This window comes from Methylobacterium sp. Leaf100, assembly GCF_001422845.1.
GTDB lineage: Bacteria > Pseudomonadota > Alphaproteobacteria > Rhizobiales > Beijerinckiaceae > Methylobacterium.
In genome coordinates this window covers 21470-34616 of the sequence record NZ_LMMW01000007.1, presented here as the reverse complement: position 1 = coordinate 34616, position 13147 = coordinate 21470, and the positions used below count along the sequence as shown (strand labels likewise).

15 protein-coding genes and 1 pseudogene are annotated in these 13147 nt (G+C 70.5%); 8 read left to right on the top strand and 8 right to left on the bottom strand.

Annotated elements, in window-relative coordinates; all coding sequences use genetic code 11:
• Positions 1–248 precede the first annotated feature (248 nt).
• Entirely contained in the window at positions 249–1610 is a 1362-nt protein-coding gene (locus ASF25_RS06310; RefSeq protein ID WP_056303947.1) for a 2-hydroxycarboxylate transporter family protein, read from the top strand.
• Here ASF25_RS06310 and yidD read toward each other — a convergent pair.
• Both yidD and ASF25_RS06300 read right to left on the bottom strand, forming a co-directional pair.
• Complete coding sequence (yidD, locus tag ASF25_RS06305) at positions 1561–1938, bottom strand: membrane protein insertion efficiency factor YidD (protein ID WP_056303945.1); 378 nt, start codon at positions 1936–1938, stop codon at positions 1561–1563. The two genes, ASF25_RS06310 and yidD, sit on opposite strands and share 50 nt — an antisense overlap.
• A 2-nt stretch (positions 1939–1940) precedes the next feature.
• Positions 1941–2417 carry an iron-sulfur cluster assembly scaffold protein gene (locus tag ASF25_RS06300; protein ID WP_056303943.1) on the bottom strand — a complete coding sequence of 159 codons (477 nt, stop codon included), beginning with the start codon at positions 2415–2417 and terminating at the stop codon, positions 1941–1943.
• 238 nt (positions 2418–2655) lie between these two features.
• On the opposite strand from ASF25_RS06300, the gene folE reads away from it, so the two are divergent.
• Genes folE through ASF25_RS06285 form a run of 3 tightly spaced genes read left to right on the top strand, consistent with a single transcriptional unit; the run spans position 2656 to position 4996 of the window.
• Positions 2656–3522, top strand: coding sequence for a GTP cyclohydrolase I FolE (gene folE / locus ASF25_RS06295; protein WP_056303941.1), 867 nt, complete (start codon positions 2656–2658; stop codon positions 3520–3522).
• Positions 3523–3530: 8 nt separating this feature from the next.
• A complete protein-coding gene (gene hisI / locus ASF25_RS06290; protein WP_056303939.1) occupies positions 3531–3950 on the top strand; it encodes a phosphoribosyl-AMP cyclohydrolase in 420 nt (139 codons plus the stop codon).
• Positions 3951–4006: 56 nt separating this feature from the next.
• On the top strand, positions 4007–4996 hold the full coding sequence (locus ASF25_RS06285; RefSeq protein ID WP_056262441.1) for a patatin-like phospholipase family protein: 990 nt from the start codon (positions 4007–4009) through the stop codon (positions 4994–4996).
• 43 nt (positions 4997–5039) lie between these two features.
• On the opposite strand, the gene ASF25_RS06280 is transcribed toward ASF25_RS06285, so the two are convergent.
• Together ASF25_RS06280 and ASF25_RS06275 are read right to left on the bottom strand one after the other, a co-directional pair.
• A complete protein-coding gene (locus ASF25_RS06280; protein ID WP_056168992.1) occupies positions 5040–5471 on the bottom strand; it encodes a CBS domain-containing protein in 432 nt (143 codons plus the stop codon).
• A gap of 238 nt (positions 5472–5709) precedes the next feature.
• Complete coding sequence (locus tag ASF25_RS06275; RefSeq protein ID WP_056168995.1) at positions 5710–6522, bottom strand: rhomboid family intramembrane serine protease; 813 nt, start codon at positions 6520–6522, stop codon at positions 5710–5712.
• Positions 6523–6782: 260 nt separating this feature from the next.
• Between ASF25_RS06275 and ASF25_RS06270 the strand changes: the two genes are divergently transcribed.
• From ASF25_RS06270 to ASF25_RS06255, 4 genes and pseudogenes are all read left to right on the top strand, one after another.
• Complete coding sequence (locus tag ASF25_RS06270) at positions 6783–7388, top strand: PAS domain-containing protein (RefSeq protein ID WP_056169067.1); 606 nt, start codon at positions 6783–6785, stop codon at positions 7386–7388.
• A gap of 360 nt (positions 7389–7748) precedes the next feature.
• On the top strand, positions 7749–8375 hold the full coding sequence (locus ASF25_RS06265) for a PilZ domain-containing protein (RefSeq protein WP_056168998.1): 627 nt from the start codon (positions 7749–7751) through the stop codon (positions 8373–8375).
• A gap of 233 nt (positions 8376–8608) precedes the next feature.
• Positions 8609–9174: pseudogene (locus tag ASF25_RS06260) on the top strand (transglutaminase-like cysteine peptidase).
• A gap of 176 nt (positions 9175–9350) precedes the next feature.
• Entirely contained in the window at positions 9351–10052 is a 702-nt protein-coding gene (locus ASF25_RS06255; protein WP_056303938.1) for a transglutaminase-like cysteine peptidase, read from the top strand.
• Between the two features lie 3 nt (positions 10053–10055).
• Here ASF25_RS06255 and ASF25_RS06250 read toward each other — a convergent pair whose 3' ends face one another.
• From ASF25_RS06250 to ASF25_RS06235, 4 genes are all read right to left on the bottom strand, one after another.
• Entirely contained in the window at positions 10056–10385 is a 330-nt protein-coding gene (locus ASF25_RS06250; RefSeq protein WP_056169007.1) for a hypothetical protein, read from the bottom strand.
• A 236-nt stretch (positions 10386–10621) separates the two neighbouring features.
• Entirely contained in the window at positions 10622–10834 is a 213-nt protein-coding gene (locus tag ASF25_RS06245) for a DUF3126 family protein (protein WP_056096383.1), read from the bottom strand.
• 160 nt (positions 10835–10994) lie between these two features.
• A complete protein-coding gene (gene cysE / locus ASF25_RS06240) occupies positions 10995–11852 on the bottom strand; it encodes a serine O-acetyltransferase (protein WP_056169069.1) in 858 nt (285 codons plus the stop codon).
• 271 nt (positions 11853–12123) lie between these two features.
• Positions 12124–13014 (bottom strand): helix-turn-helix transcriptional regulator, encoded by an 891-nt coding sequence (locus ASF25_RS06235; protein WP_056262430.1) that lies wholly within the window; start codon positions 13012–13014, stop codon positions 12124–12126.
• Between the last annotated feature and the right edge of the window lie 133 nt (positions 13015–13147).

The window sequence follows — 13147 nt, the reverse complement described above, 5'->3', positions numbered from 1 at the left end:
GACCGTTTCGCGGAGGGAAGGAATCCGCCTCGCGTCCGGGACCCGTCCGACGCGCGGCGGATGGCGTTCAGCTACGATCCGGCGCGGTTGATACAAGCTGACGTTGACAACCCGCCGCTCCGAACAGCCCATCGTCCGCATACGGACCCGGGCGGGGCGTCGGCCAGCACATGCCAGGACACGCGCCGCCACGAGGTTCGAACAGGCGAGCCGGCCCCATGGGGCGACGGGCTCACGGGAGAACACCCATGTCGAATCCCCTCTCCGTCTCCCCGGCGGAGACCCACGGCGCGGTCGGGGCGCCCGCGAAGAAATTCTGGCCGCAGGGCTGGTGGCGGATCGTCGACATCAAGATCGGCATCATCCCGCTCCCGGTCTACGCGATCCTCGTCGTCCTGCTGGCGATCCTGACCCAGGAGGGCGAGATCAAATCGGACGCGCCGACGATGATCGCCGTGCTGGTGCTCGGGGGCTTCACCTGCGCCGAGATCGGCAAGCGGCTGCCGGTGCTGCGCAGCATCGGCGCGGGGGCGATCTTCGCGACCTTCATCCCCTCGGCCCTGGTGTTCTACGGGTGGATCCCGCCGCAGATCTTCAAGGCGATCGTGGATTTCACCAAGTTCACCAACTTCCTCTACCTCTACATCGCCACCATCATCGTCGGCAGCATCTTAGGCATGGACCGCGACGTCCTGATCAAGGGCTTCCTCAAGATCTTCGTGCCCCTGGCTGCGGGCTCCGTGGCGGCCGGGATCGTCGGTACCCTGGTGGGCACCCTGCTGGGGCTGGGCGCCTACAACACCTTCTTCTTCCTCGTGGTGCCGATCATGGCCGGCGGCGTCGGCGAGGGCGCGATCCCGCTCTCCATCGGCTACGCGGCGATCCTCGGTCAGGGCCAGGGCGACGTGTTTGCCCAGGTGCTGCCGCCGGTGATGCTCGGCAGCCTCACGGCCATCGTCCTGGCCGGCACCCTCAATGCCGTCGGCAAGCGCCTGCCCCACCTCACCGGCGAGGGCCGGCTGCAGCCCGACCGGGAGAACGACGTCGCCGCCGTGAAGGCGGAGGACATCCCCGTCGACGCCGCCACCGTGGGCGCGGCGGCGCTGACGGCGGTGACGCTCTACCTGCTCGGCGTGATGATGCACCACCTCACCGGCCTGCCCGCCCCCGTGGCGATGCTGTTCCTCGCGGTGATGGCGAAGCTCGCCAGCGCCGTGTCGCCGCGGCTCCAGGCCGGCGGCTTCGTCGCCTACAAGTTCGTGCAGGTCAGCATGACCTACCCGCTGCTCTTTGCCGTCGGCGTGTCGCTGACCCCCTGGGACAAGCTCGTCGCGGCCTTCACGATCCCGAACCTCATCACCATCGTGTCCACCGTGGTGACTCTCATGGCGACGGGCTTCGTGGTGGGGCGCCGGCTCGGCCTGTACCCCATCGAGACCGCCATCGTGAACGCCTGCCACAGCGGCCAGGGCGGCACCGGCGACGTCGCCATCCTGACGGCGGCCAACCGCATGAGCCTGATGCCGTTCGCCCAGATCGCGACGCGCATCGGCGGGGCGCTCACGGTGACGGGGACGCTGGTGGTGATGCGGTGGGTGAGTGGGGGGTGAGCGGGGCGGGACGCGCTTCGACCGCCTCGCACGCGAATGGCGAGGCCGGGGCGTTCACGCCGCGCCAGCGGCCGAAGCGCCACGGCACGAACCACCGGGCACGGGGCGGCAGCGCCTCCGGCACGAGGTCGATGCCATGGGTTCCGAAGGGGCCGCAGCGGCAGATTCGCGACAGGCCGATCCAGCCGCCGGCCCAGAGCCCGTGTCGCCCGATCGCTTCGTCCGTGTAGGCGGAGCACGACGGCCAGTGCCGGCACTGGCGGCCGATCAGGCCCGACAGGGTGAGCTGGTAGGCGCGGATCGCCCCATGGGCGGCGCGCCGGACCATGCTCAGGCGGCCGCCTGTGGGCCTGCGGCGGCCTGCGGATTGCCGACGGGCGTGCCGGCGGCGATCTGATCCAGGGCGTTCACTACGGCGTCGAAGGTGAGCAGCGTCGAGGCGTGGCGGGCCTTGAAGTCGCGCACGGGCTCCAGCACGGCGAAGTCCGCCCACGGGCCCTGGGGGCCGGGGCCGTTCTCCTTCAGCATCGCCCGCATGGCCGCGCGCGCGCGCCGCAACTCGTCGGCCGTGGCCCCGACCACGTGGCGGGCCATCAGGGAGGACGACGCCTGGCCCAGGGCGCAGGCCTTCACCTCGTGGGCGAAATCCGTGACGACCCCGTCGGCGACGCACAGGTCCACCGTGACGGTGGAGCCGCAGAGCTTCGAGTGGGCGGTGGCGCTGGCGTCGGGCGTGGGCAGGCGCCCGAGGCGGGGAATGTCGGCGGCGAGTTCGAGGATGCGACGGTTGTAGATGTCGTCGAGCATAGGCGGCGTCCTCTCGGCAGGATCCCTGCAGCAGCCTCGTTCGAGGCCGGCGTCCGGTCCCGGTTGTCTGATCCGCGCGCCCCGCATTGCGCGGCGACGCGATAACGACGATATAGGCGCCAACGCACCGTTTCGCGAGGAGGCGGATCGTCGATCCGGGCTGCGCCCACGGCCAGGGTCGCGCCTGCGGCCAGGGCGTCCCCGCCGGCCGATGCCCCAGACGGCCAGTGGTTCGACGATGTACGCCAAGCCCGACAGCAACACGATGACGACCCGGATCGCTCGGGCGGAAGATGCCATGGATGCTGCGCTCAAATCCCTGTCCTACCGCCTGACCGAGACGGAGGATTCGCGGATGGCTCCCAAAACCCCGGATACGGCGCGTCCGAACGGGTCCGCTCCGGCGGCGTCCCTCAACGGCATGCGCAACGACAACGCCCCGGTGCCTGCTGCGGAGATCGCTCCCGAGATCGCTCCCGAGATCGCTCCCTTGCCGGCCTCCGCCAAGCGCGTGCCCGAGGCTATCGCCACCGGGCGCCCGAGTCGCGAGGAGGCCGAGGCCGCCGTGCGGACCCTCCTGCGCTGGGCCGGCGACGATCCGAACCGCGAGGGCCTGCGCGACACCCCCGCCCGCGTCGCCAAGGCCTACGGCCAGCTCTTCGGCGGCTACGAGCAGGATGCCGACAAGCTCCTCGAGCGGGTGTTCGAGGAGGTCGAAGGGTATTCCGACATCGTCCTCGTGCGCGACATCCCGTTCTACTCCCATTGCGAGCACCACATGGTGCCGTTCATGGGCCTCGCCCACATCGCCTATTATCCGACCAAGGGCGTGGTCGGCCTGTCGAAGCTCGCCCGCGTGGTCGATACCTTCGCGCGCCGGCTGCAGACCCAGGAGACCATGACGGCGCAGATCGCCGACGTGATCGAGAGCATCCTCAAGCCCCGTGGCATCGCCGTGATGCTCGAGGCCGAGCACCTGTGCATGGCCATGCGCGGGGTGCAGAAGGCCGGCGTCTCGACCATCACCACCCAGTTCCGCGGCGCGTTCCGGAACGACGCCAACGAGCAGGTCCGCTTCCTGACCCTCGTGCGCAACAAGCCCTGAGCGTCGCGATGACGATCGCCTTCGCCGCACCCGGTACGAAGGCCGCGGTCGAGGAGGGGACGGTCTTCACCCCCCGCTTCGACGCCAACGGCCTCATCGCCTGCATCGCCGTCGACGCCACCGACGGGCAGGTGCTCATGCTCGCCCACATGAACGCCGAATCCCTCGCCCACACCCTGGAGACGGGGGAGGCCTGGTACTGGTCGCGCTCGCGCGGGGAGCTCTGGCACAAGGGCGCCACCTCCGGTCAGATCCAGCGCGTCGTCGAGATGCGGGTCGATTGCGACCAGGACGCGGTCCTCATCCGCGTCGCCGTCGGCGGCGACGGCGGCTGCTGCCACACGGGGCGGCGCGACTGCTTCTATCGCGCGGTCGAACTCGGATCCCCGGACGGTCCCGTGCGCCTGCACGCCGGCGCGGCACCATGATTCCCGCGGCGACGATCCTCCCGCCATGACCTGTCTCTCGCCATGACCTGTGCGCCATGACCTGGGACGGGTCGGGCGGCGAGCGCGGGCGCTTCGGCGCCGATGCCGTCGAGCCCGTCGCGGCCCCTGCCCCGCGCAGCCCCCGCATCGGCCTGGCGCTCGGTGGCGGCTCCGCCCGGGGCTGGTCGCATATCGGCGCCATCGAGGTGCTGGAGGAGTCCGGAATCCATCCGGGCGTGGTGACGGGCTGCTCCATCGGCGCCGTCGTCGGCGGCTGTTATGCGGCGGGCCAACTCGGCCTGCTCAAGACCTTCGCCCTTTCCCTGACCAAGCGCCGCGTCGTCGGCCTCCTCGATCTGCGCCTCGGCTCCGGCCTCATCGCGGGGGCTCGCCTGCGCCAGCGCTTGGAGCGGGACCTCGCCGACCGCCGCGTCGAGCATCTCGCCGTCCGGTTCGCCAGCGTGGCCACCGATCTCGGCAGCGGCGAGGAGGTCTGGCTGACGCGCGGCAACCTCGTGGAGGCGCTTCGCGCCTCCTACGCCCTGCCGGGGGTGTTTCCGCCCGTGCGGCTCGGCGGCCGTCTCCTCATGGACGGGACCCTGGTCAACCCGGTCCCCGTCGGCCTCGCCCGCGCCCTCGGGGCGGACGTGGTGATCTGCATCAATCTCAACGGCGACCCGCGCGAGGCCGGCGGACCGGTGGTCCTCGACCCGGACGAGCGCGCGGACGAGGCGCGGCCGGCTCCGGCCCCGCGCCGCCGCCGGTCCTGGGCCCTGTTCCGACGCGGCCGGCGCGCACCGCCGGAGACGCCGAGCCCCGGCATGGCCCGGGTGATGCTCGATGCCTTCAACATCACCCAGGACAAGATCTCGCGGGCGCGCCTGGCCGGAGATCCGCCCGACGTCACCATCTCGCCGCGCCTCGCCGAGATGGGATTGTTCGAGTTCCACCGCGCGGCGGAGGGGATCGAACTCGGCCGCCAGGCCGCCCGTGCCGCCCTGCCGGCCATCCGCGCGACCCTCGCGTCGGCGGCCGCTAGGGTCTGATCGCCCCGTCCCTCGATCGGGGCGAGGGCGCGGCGCCGAGGGGTCACGCCATGGTGATGTAGTCGCGCATGGCCTGATGCTCCGCCTCCACGGCTGCGATCCGGCGCTTGACCACGTCGCCGATGGAGATGAGGCCGGCGAGGCGCCCCTCCTCCAGAACGGGAACGTGGCGGAAGCGGCCGTCGGTCATGAGGTGCATCACGTCCTCGACGCTGGTGTCGCGGGCGCAGGTGACGACGGTGGCGGTCATGTGCTCCGAGACCAGGGCATCGAGCGCCCCGGCCCCCTGGCGGGCGAGCGCCCGCATGATGTCGCGCTCGGACAGGATGCCCAGCACCGTGCCCGCGGCATCGCTGACGACGACGGCGCCGATGCGCTTCTCGGCGAGCAGATGGATCGCTTCGTCGAGGGTGCGCTGCGGCTCCACGGTGACGACGGAGCGGCCTTTCTCGGCGAGAATGCGGGCGACGGTCATGGGTCTTTCCTTCCTGGTGGGGGCACACGGCCTTGCGGCCGGGTTTGCCCCTGGCTCGCGGTTCTTGGTCGATCGGCTCCGGCGTCCCGGTCTCGGACGCGGGGAGGCTCTGTGGCGATTGTGTGGCCCGCGTCGCGTTCTGGCAAGCGGCAGCGCGCGTGCGAACGCCGGGCGCGCGTTTCCCGACGGACCGGGTGGGCGTCGCGCCCGTCCGGCGAAGGCAGCGATGGCCGGTTCGTCAGCCCGGATGACGGTCGATCAGCGGCAGCAGGAAGAATCCGACGAGGAAGCCGCCGAGATGCGCGTCCCAGGCGACCGCCGTCGCCTCGGCGCCGAGCGGCAGAGCGATGATGCCGAACAGGAAGTTGGTCGCGAGCCAGATCACCAGGAACACCACCGCCGTGCGGTTGCGCATGAGTTCCGGGATCGTCTGCAGGCGCTGGCGCGGCGCCAGGTGCCACGGCTGGGCCGGCGTGAAGGCGGGGGGCGGCTGGAACACGAAGCGCGCGGCGGCGGCCATCAGGGCCGAAACGCCCGCCGAGGCGCCGATGAGGGGCGCCGTGCTCAAGGGATCGAGCACCACGTGCAGGGCCCCCCCGGCGACCGCGCCCACGAGGGCGACGAGTCCGAAGCGCCAGGCGCCGTAGCGGCGCGCCACGGGCGAGCCGAAGGCGGCGAGCCAGACGGTGTTGAAGATCACGTGCGTCCACGAGCCGTGCAGGAGGGCGTAGGTCGCGAAGGTCCAGGGGCTCGCGTCCGGTTCGGCCGCGATGTAGCGGGCGAAGGCCTGGCGGGCATCCATCACCTCCGGGTCGCCGGCGGCGGAGGCCGCCGTCAGCAGGTCCGCGATGCGCGACGGGTCGATGGCCACGCTCCACCGCCCCGGGATCAGGGCGAGGTGGATGAGGGCCCAGATGTCCCAGGCATCGGGGAGGATGAATTCGCGCAGGGCGTGGATGCCCAGCAGCACAGCGATGGAGGCCGTGACCACGTCCGGCATGTTGAAGATCGGAACGCGGTTCTGGCGCGGCAGGTCGGGCATGGCATCCATGGCGCCACCATGTTCGGGCTTTCGCGGACGCGGCAACCCCCGGATTCGCGAAACTTGCAGGGGAAACCTGCCGCGGCGGATGGACGGAACCCTTAACCTTAAGGATATTAACCTTACACAAGAGTTAAGCGCGCGCGTCCCGAAGGGCCGGCATAGGGTGTGCGCAGGGATGAAGAATTCCTTCACGGCACGGTTTCCCGTGTCCCGAAATGGAACTCATCCCGAAGATGCCCCCACGGGCCGTGCCACCGCAGGACACCATGAAGCATCCGACCAGTCGCCTGCTCCACAGTTACTGGGATGGTCTGCGCCGGGAGCGGGCCGCCCCCGAGCGCAGCGAAATCGAACCCGGTGCGATTCGCAACCTCCTCGCCGACAGCCTGATCCTCGAGGTCGACGTGCCGGGCAGCGCCGCGTCGGTGCGCCTGGCCGGCACCCGCGTCTGCGCCCTGTTCGGCCGCGAGCTGCGCGCCGACGCGTTCTCGGACCTGTGGGGCGCGCCCGACGCCGACCCGTGGCGCCTCGTCGAGACCGTCGCGGTGGACACCCTCGGCATGGTGGCCGGGCTCACCGGCACGACGGTGCGCAACGAGACCATCGACCTCGAACTCATCCTCCTCCCCCTGCGCCATCGGGGCCAGACCCAGACGCGTATCCTCGGCGCCCTCAGCCCGCATTGCGTGCCGCACTGGCTCGGCCTGCGTCCGGTCACGCGCCTGCGCACCACCTCCCTGCGCGTGCTGGAGCCCGCCCCGCGGCGCATGGACGACGCCGAGGCGGCCCTGCGCAACCTGCCGACGCCCGCCAACGACTCGCTGCCCTTCCGCCGCGGGCACCTGCTGGTCCATCCGGGCGGCCGGGGCTGAGCGCTCCGTCGCCGATGTCGGTGCCGACTTAGGCGAGACGGCCGGGCGACGATCAGGGATTTCGAAGGCTGAAACGATCCAACAGGGTTGGTCCGGGCTCGAATTCGCGGGCCGCCGTGATCAAATCATCGAGATCGTTCACGTAGAGGCCAAGTCGTCATGGCCGGAGAGGCGTGGTTTCGGCCACGCTCTGCAAGCGACCATAGGCCTGCCGGCTCCGCGACGCCTCTGTTCCTGGGGCGGATCGTGTCGATGGCGAACTACACGTAGGGCGTGATTTCGGCCGGGTTGCTGAAGGGTTTCGTAACCAAGGGTCGTCTAGGGTTCGTTACCGTTACGAAACCGAGACCTTGGTCCATCATGCTTGAGGCCCTCGTACGCCCCGAGGCGAAACTGACACGCGGCATCCGCGCATCGGACCTTCGCCGCCATCAGCGGGTCAAGGTCGCCCTGCTCGGCCGCTACATGCTCACCGACCGCCGGGAATTTCCGTGCCAGACCGTGGACATGTCCCCGGGCGGCGTGCGCCTCACCTGCGTCGAGCCGGGTCTGCTCGACGAGCGCGTGGTGCTGTATCTGGAGGAGATCGGCCGCCTCGAAGGCACCATCGCCCGCCTGATGCCCGAGGGCTTCGCCGTGCGCCTCAGCGCGACCCCGCGCAAGCGCGAGAAGATCGCCTCCCAGCTGACCTGGCTCGCCAACCGCGAGAACCTCGGGCTGCCCGAGGGCCGAACCCACGAGCGCCTCAAGCCCGTCAACCTCGCCACGACCCTGCGCTTCGACACCGGCCGCGAGATTCCGGTGCGGATCGTCGACGTCTCGATGTCCGGCGTCGCCCTCAGCACCGGCATCGTACCGGCCCTCGGCAGCAGCGTCGTGGTCGGACGGACCCCCGGGCGGGTGGTGCGTCACTTCGAGGGGGGCATCGGCGTGAACTTCCTGCTGCCGATCTCGCCGGATCTGTTCCACGAAGGCCTTCGGCTCTGACGGGAATGCACGCGCGCCGGCCCGCACCGGATCGCGGGCCGGCCCGATGGTTTCCGGACCGTGAATCCGGCGCCGCACTTCCTAACGATGGCGGAAGCGGCGGGTTGGTCCTGTCGCGCGGGAGCTGACGCCACCGGGCCGAATCGATAAAATTGCGCGGATCGGCTTCAGCGCGGGGCAGCCGCCGCCACCGCATCGTGACCTCGTTGACGACGGGGGTTGCGATGCGCGGGATGAAGACGATCGCTCTGGGAGCCTTGGCGGTGCTGGCCACGGCCCTGGGTTCGACCGCCCCCCGCGCCCAGACCACCCTCGCGGCCCTGCCGGCCCCCGCCACCCTCGCGGCCCCCGTCGGGGCCGCCCGTCCCATCGCCGCGTGGGTCGCCTTCTGCGAGCGCTACGCCGCCGAATGCGCCATCGACGCGAACGAGCCGGCGCGGATCGCCCTGACCCCGGCGGCCTGGACCACCATCGCGACGGTGAACCGCCGGATCAACGCCCAGATCCGCCCCGTGACCGACCTCGACCACTGGGGCACCCCCGACCGCTGGGATCTGGCGGAGCCGGCCTGCCGCGCCGGGCCATGCGGATGACCGTGGTCATCGACGAGAAGGGCGAGGGCCACGCGGTGCTCACCCTGATCACCGACCGGGGCGACTTCGTCCTCGACAACAAGACCAGTGCCGTCCTGCCCTGGCACCGCACCGGGTACGTCTTCATCAAGCGCGAGGGCACCGAGGCGGTGGCCTGGGTTTCGCTGGGCGGCGTGACCTCGCCCACCACCACCGCGAATCGCTGACGCCGGCCCGCCCGCAGCGATCGCCCCGATCGCGATGCGGGCGCGGATGCCGCCCACGCGGCGAATTGGAACCGGACGCGCCCGGGGCGGTTAACAGGGGTTTAACTTTACGATTGAGCGCCGGGCTCGGCCGTGCCAACTTTGCCGTATCAGCAATGGACGGCAGGGCGACCCGGATGCGGCACGCGATTCTGCACAGCCTCGGCGAACCGACGACGAGCCAGGGGGGCGCCCTTCGCGAGCGTCTCGGCCGCTTGGCCCGCTGCTCCCTCGTCGGCTCGATCCTGCTCCTCGGCGGTGCCGGGACGCAGGCCCGGCCCGCCCAGGACCGCGCCCTCGCCGCCCTCCCGGATGCGCCCGCCCTCGGTGCCGGCACCGATGCGCGCCCGGTGGCGGCCTGGAACGCGTTCTGCGGACGCCACCCCGGCGAATGCGCCGTCGACCTTGCGGAGCCGACCCGCATCACCCTGACCCCGGCGGTCCGGTCGACCCTCGACGGCGTCAACCGCCGGGTCAACGCACGCATCCGCCCCCTCACCGACATGGCCCATTGGGGCGTCGTCGACCGCTGGGATTTTCCCGACGACGGCGTGGGCGATTGCGAGGATTTCCAGCTGTTGAAGCGGCGTATGCTGGTGGAACGCGGCCTGCCCCGGCGCGCCCTGCGGATGACCGTGGTCATCGACGACATCGGCGAGGGCCATGCGGTCCTCATGGTGCGGACCGACCGGGGCGACCTCATCCTCGACAACAAGACCAACGCGATCCTGTCCGGACCGCGTACGGGCTACACCTTCATCAAGCGCGAGGGCCAGGACGGGCCGGCCTGGGTCACCCTCAACGGCGGCGCCTCGCCCGTCGCCACGGCCAACCGGTAGGCGTCAGGCGCCGACGATCAGGTGGGCGAGATCGAGGGCGACCCGGCCCGACATCAGGCTCCAGCCGCAGGCGATCATCGTGGCGATCATCACGAAGGGGATCGGCCGGCGCTCGAAGCGCCGGCCCCGCACGGTGTTGCGCAGGATGATGAAGGGGGCGCCGAAGGCCAGCATCGGCAGGGCCGCCACGGCGGTGACGCCGCCGCGCTCCAGCAGGCTGAAGCTCGCGCGGCGCTCCGTGAACAGTTCGAAGGCGCTGGCGAGCAGACCCGACAGGGCGAGGCCGACGCACAGCGTCTGGAGGGAGTCGAGGGCCGAGGGGCTGAGGGTCATCACGCAAACGCTCCACGCTTAACGAACCGTGAAGCCCACTCTGCCCTGCCGTTTACGAAACGTTAAGACTTTCTTCGTCTCAGGGTTAAGCCCGCGCACAGGCCATCGGCCGATGGCCCGTCGCGCCGGAGACCCTTGGAGCGTCGACCCGAAAGGTGGACGCCGGATTTCGGAAAAGCCGACGCAAAAACAAGGCACTAGAGCTTCGTCCTGGATACGATATCCAGGACGAAGCTCTAGTCTTCCAGGTCGATGTCGAGGATCGCCATGGCGAAGTTGAACGAGCGGTCGCCGTCCTCGTCGTCCACGGAGACCACGCCCAGGAACTCCTCGCCGATATAGACCTCGGCCGAATCGTCCTTCTTCGGGCGGGGCACGAGGCGGATGTTGGCGTTGGCGAAGGTCCGGCGGAGGAAGTCCTGTACCTTGGTGATGTCGGTCTTGGTCACGCTGATCGCCTCTCGCGTTCGGGGTCGGATCGGCCCGCACCCGGTGGGCGGGTTCGTCCGGGACCGCTTGCCACGCCGCCGGGGCCCGGGCAAGCACGGGGCAGATTCTTCCCCGGACGGCGTCGGACCGATGCCCGCGCGCGTCCGATTCCGAAAGCGCTCAGATTCCGTCGGCGATGTGGATGAACGCGTCGAAGCCGAGCAGCTGGTCCATGGCGCGGGACGGTTCGGCGCAGCCGGCGGTGCCAACGACGCGGGCCGGCACCCCCACCACCGTGGTGTGCGGCGGAACGGCGCGCAGCACCACCGAGCCGGCCGCGACCCGGGCGCATTCCCCGACCTCGATGTTGCCGAGGATCTTGGCGCCGGCGCCGATCATCACCCCGCGGCGGATCTTCGGATGGCGGTCGCCGCCCTGTTTGCCCGTGCCGCCGAGCGTCACCGCGTGCAGGATCGAGACGTCGTCGTCGATCACCGCCGTGGAGCCGACGACGAGGCCGGTGGCGTGGTCGAGGAACACCCCGCGCCCGATCTGCGCCGCCGGGTGGATGTCCGTCTGGAACACCTCCGACGAGCGGCTCTGCAGGTAGAGGGCAAGGTCGCGCCGGTTGTGGGTCCAGTACCAGTGCGCGAGGCGGTGGGCCTGGAGGGCGTGGAAGCCCTTGAAGTACAGCACCGGCTCGATGGCCCGGGTGGTGGCCGGGTCGCGGTCGAGGACCGCCCCGATATCGGCGCGGAAGATCTCGCCGAGACGCGGATCGTCGGCGATGGCCTCGTGGAAGCCGTGGGCCACGAGTTCGGCCGGCAGGGATTGATGGCCGAGGCGCGCCGCGACCCGATGGGCGATCGCCGCTTCGAGGGTCGAGTGGTTGAGCAGCGTCGCGACGATGAAGGAGGCGAGCTGGGGCTCCTCGCGCACGAGGGCCTCCGCCTCCGCGCGCACGCGGGTCCAGATCGGATCGAAGCTCGCGACCGTCTCCCGGTCTGCGGGTCTGGTCAGGGAAGAACGGACGGACATGGGCTCCTCCTCGAAACAGGCCTCTGAAACGGAATCGGGTTCACCGGGATCCCGGTCCATGGAGACCTGGTTCGTCGAAAAATCGGTTCGGCCGCCACGAGGGCGGTACACTACGCGGAATCACTGCCGAAGGTGAGGGGCCGCGTGCGGCGAGCCCTACGGAGAACGTTTGCCCCGGTGCGGTGCGGCACGAGGCCCGTCCTTAGCGTGTGGTGCGAGGCCATGCCGATCAAGGGCGCCGGGTGGACGCAGCCTCCGCGCGACGGACGTTTCAGGCGCGGTGGGTCTGGCCCAGGTTGCCGAAGCGAGCTTCGATGGCGGCCGCGAGGCGGTCGACCATCGTCTCCACGGGAACGTCGGAGGTGTCGACCACGGAGGGGGCCCGCGCGTAGAGCGGCTCGCGGCTGGCGAGGACCGCCCGTAGCTCCTGCATGGCCGAAGGGTGGTCGCCCGTGGTGGCGAGGTCGCCCTGCTCGCGCACGCGCTGCATGTGCTCCTCGGGCCGGGCCCGCAGCCACACCGTGAAGAACGCCTGCAGCAGGAGGTCGTAGGTCAGGGGCTCGGCGACGATGCCGCCGCTGGTGGCGAGGATGAGGGGGCCGGGATGCTCGGTGAGGCGGCGCAGGGCCGCCTGCTCCAGGCGGCGGTAGCCCTCCTGGCCGTAGATCGCGAAGATCTCCTTCACCGACAGGGCGTTCTCGCGCTCGATCTCGGCGTTCAGCTCGACGAAGGTCCAGCCGAGGCGCTCGGCGACCCGGCGCCCGAGGGTCGATTTCCCCGCCCCGCGCAGGCCGACCACGGCCACCCGCGGCTGGGGCGTCTCGCCCCCGGCGGGGGCTTGGCCGGACAGAATGCCCTTGGCCAGGGCGATCTGCTCGCTCGACGCGTTGCCGAGGAGGTCGCGGACCACGTGCCAGTCGGCCGCGTTGTCCTGATCGGCGATGAGGTCGTCGAGGCGCACGCCCATGGCGTTGGCGACCCGGCGCAGGAGGATGATCGAGACGTTGCCCTGGCCGCTCTCGAGTTGCGCGATGTAGCGCTCCGACAGGCCGGACGTGTGGGACAGGAGCTTGCGCGAGAGTCCCCGGAGGGTCCGGGCGTGGCGGACGCGCCGGCCGAGTTCCGTCAGGAAGAGCGATTCTTGTTCTGCAGCGCCGGCCATGCCGTCGTTCGTCTTCCTAATGCGCTGGCAGGCCCGACGCCTGCGCAACTACTGAATCTCAACTGACCATCACCCATTATCAACCCACGACGACAGCATCGTGAGAATTCGGGTGGAGGATGGATGACGCCGT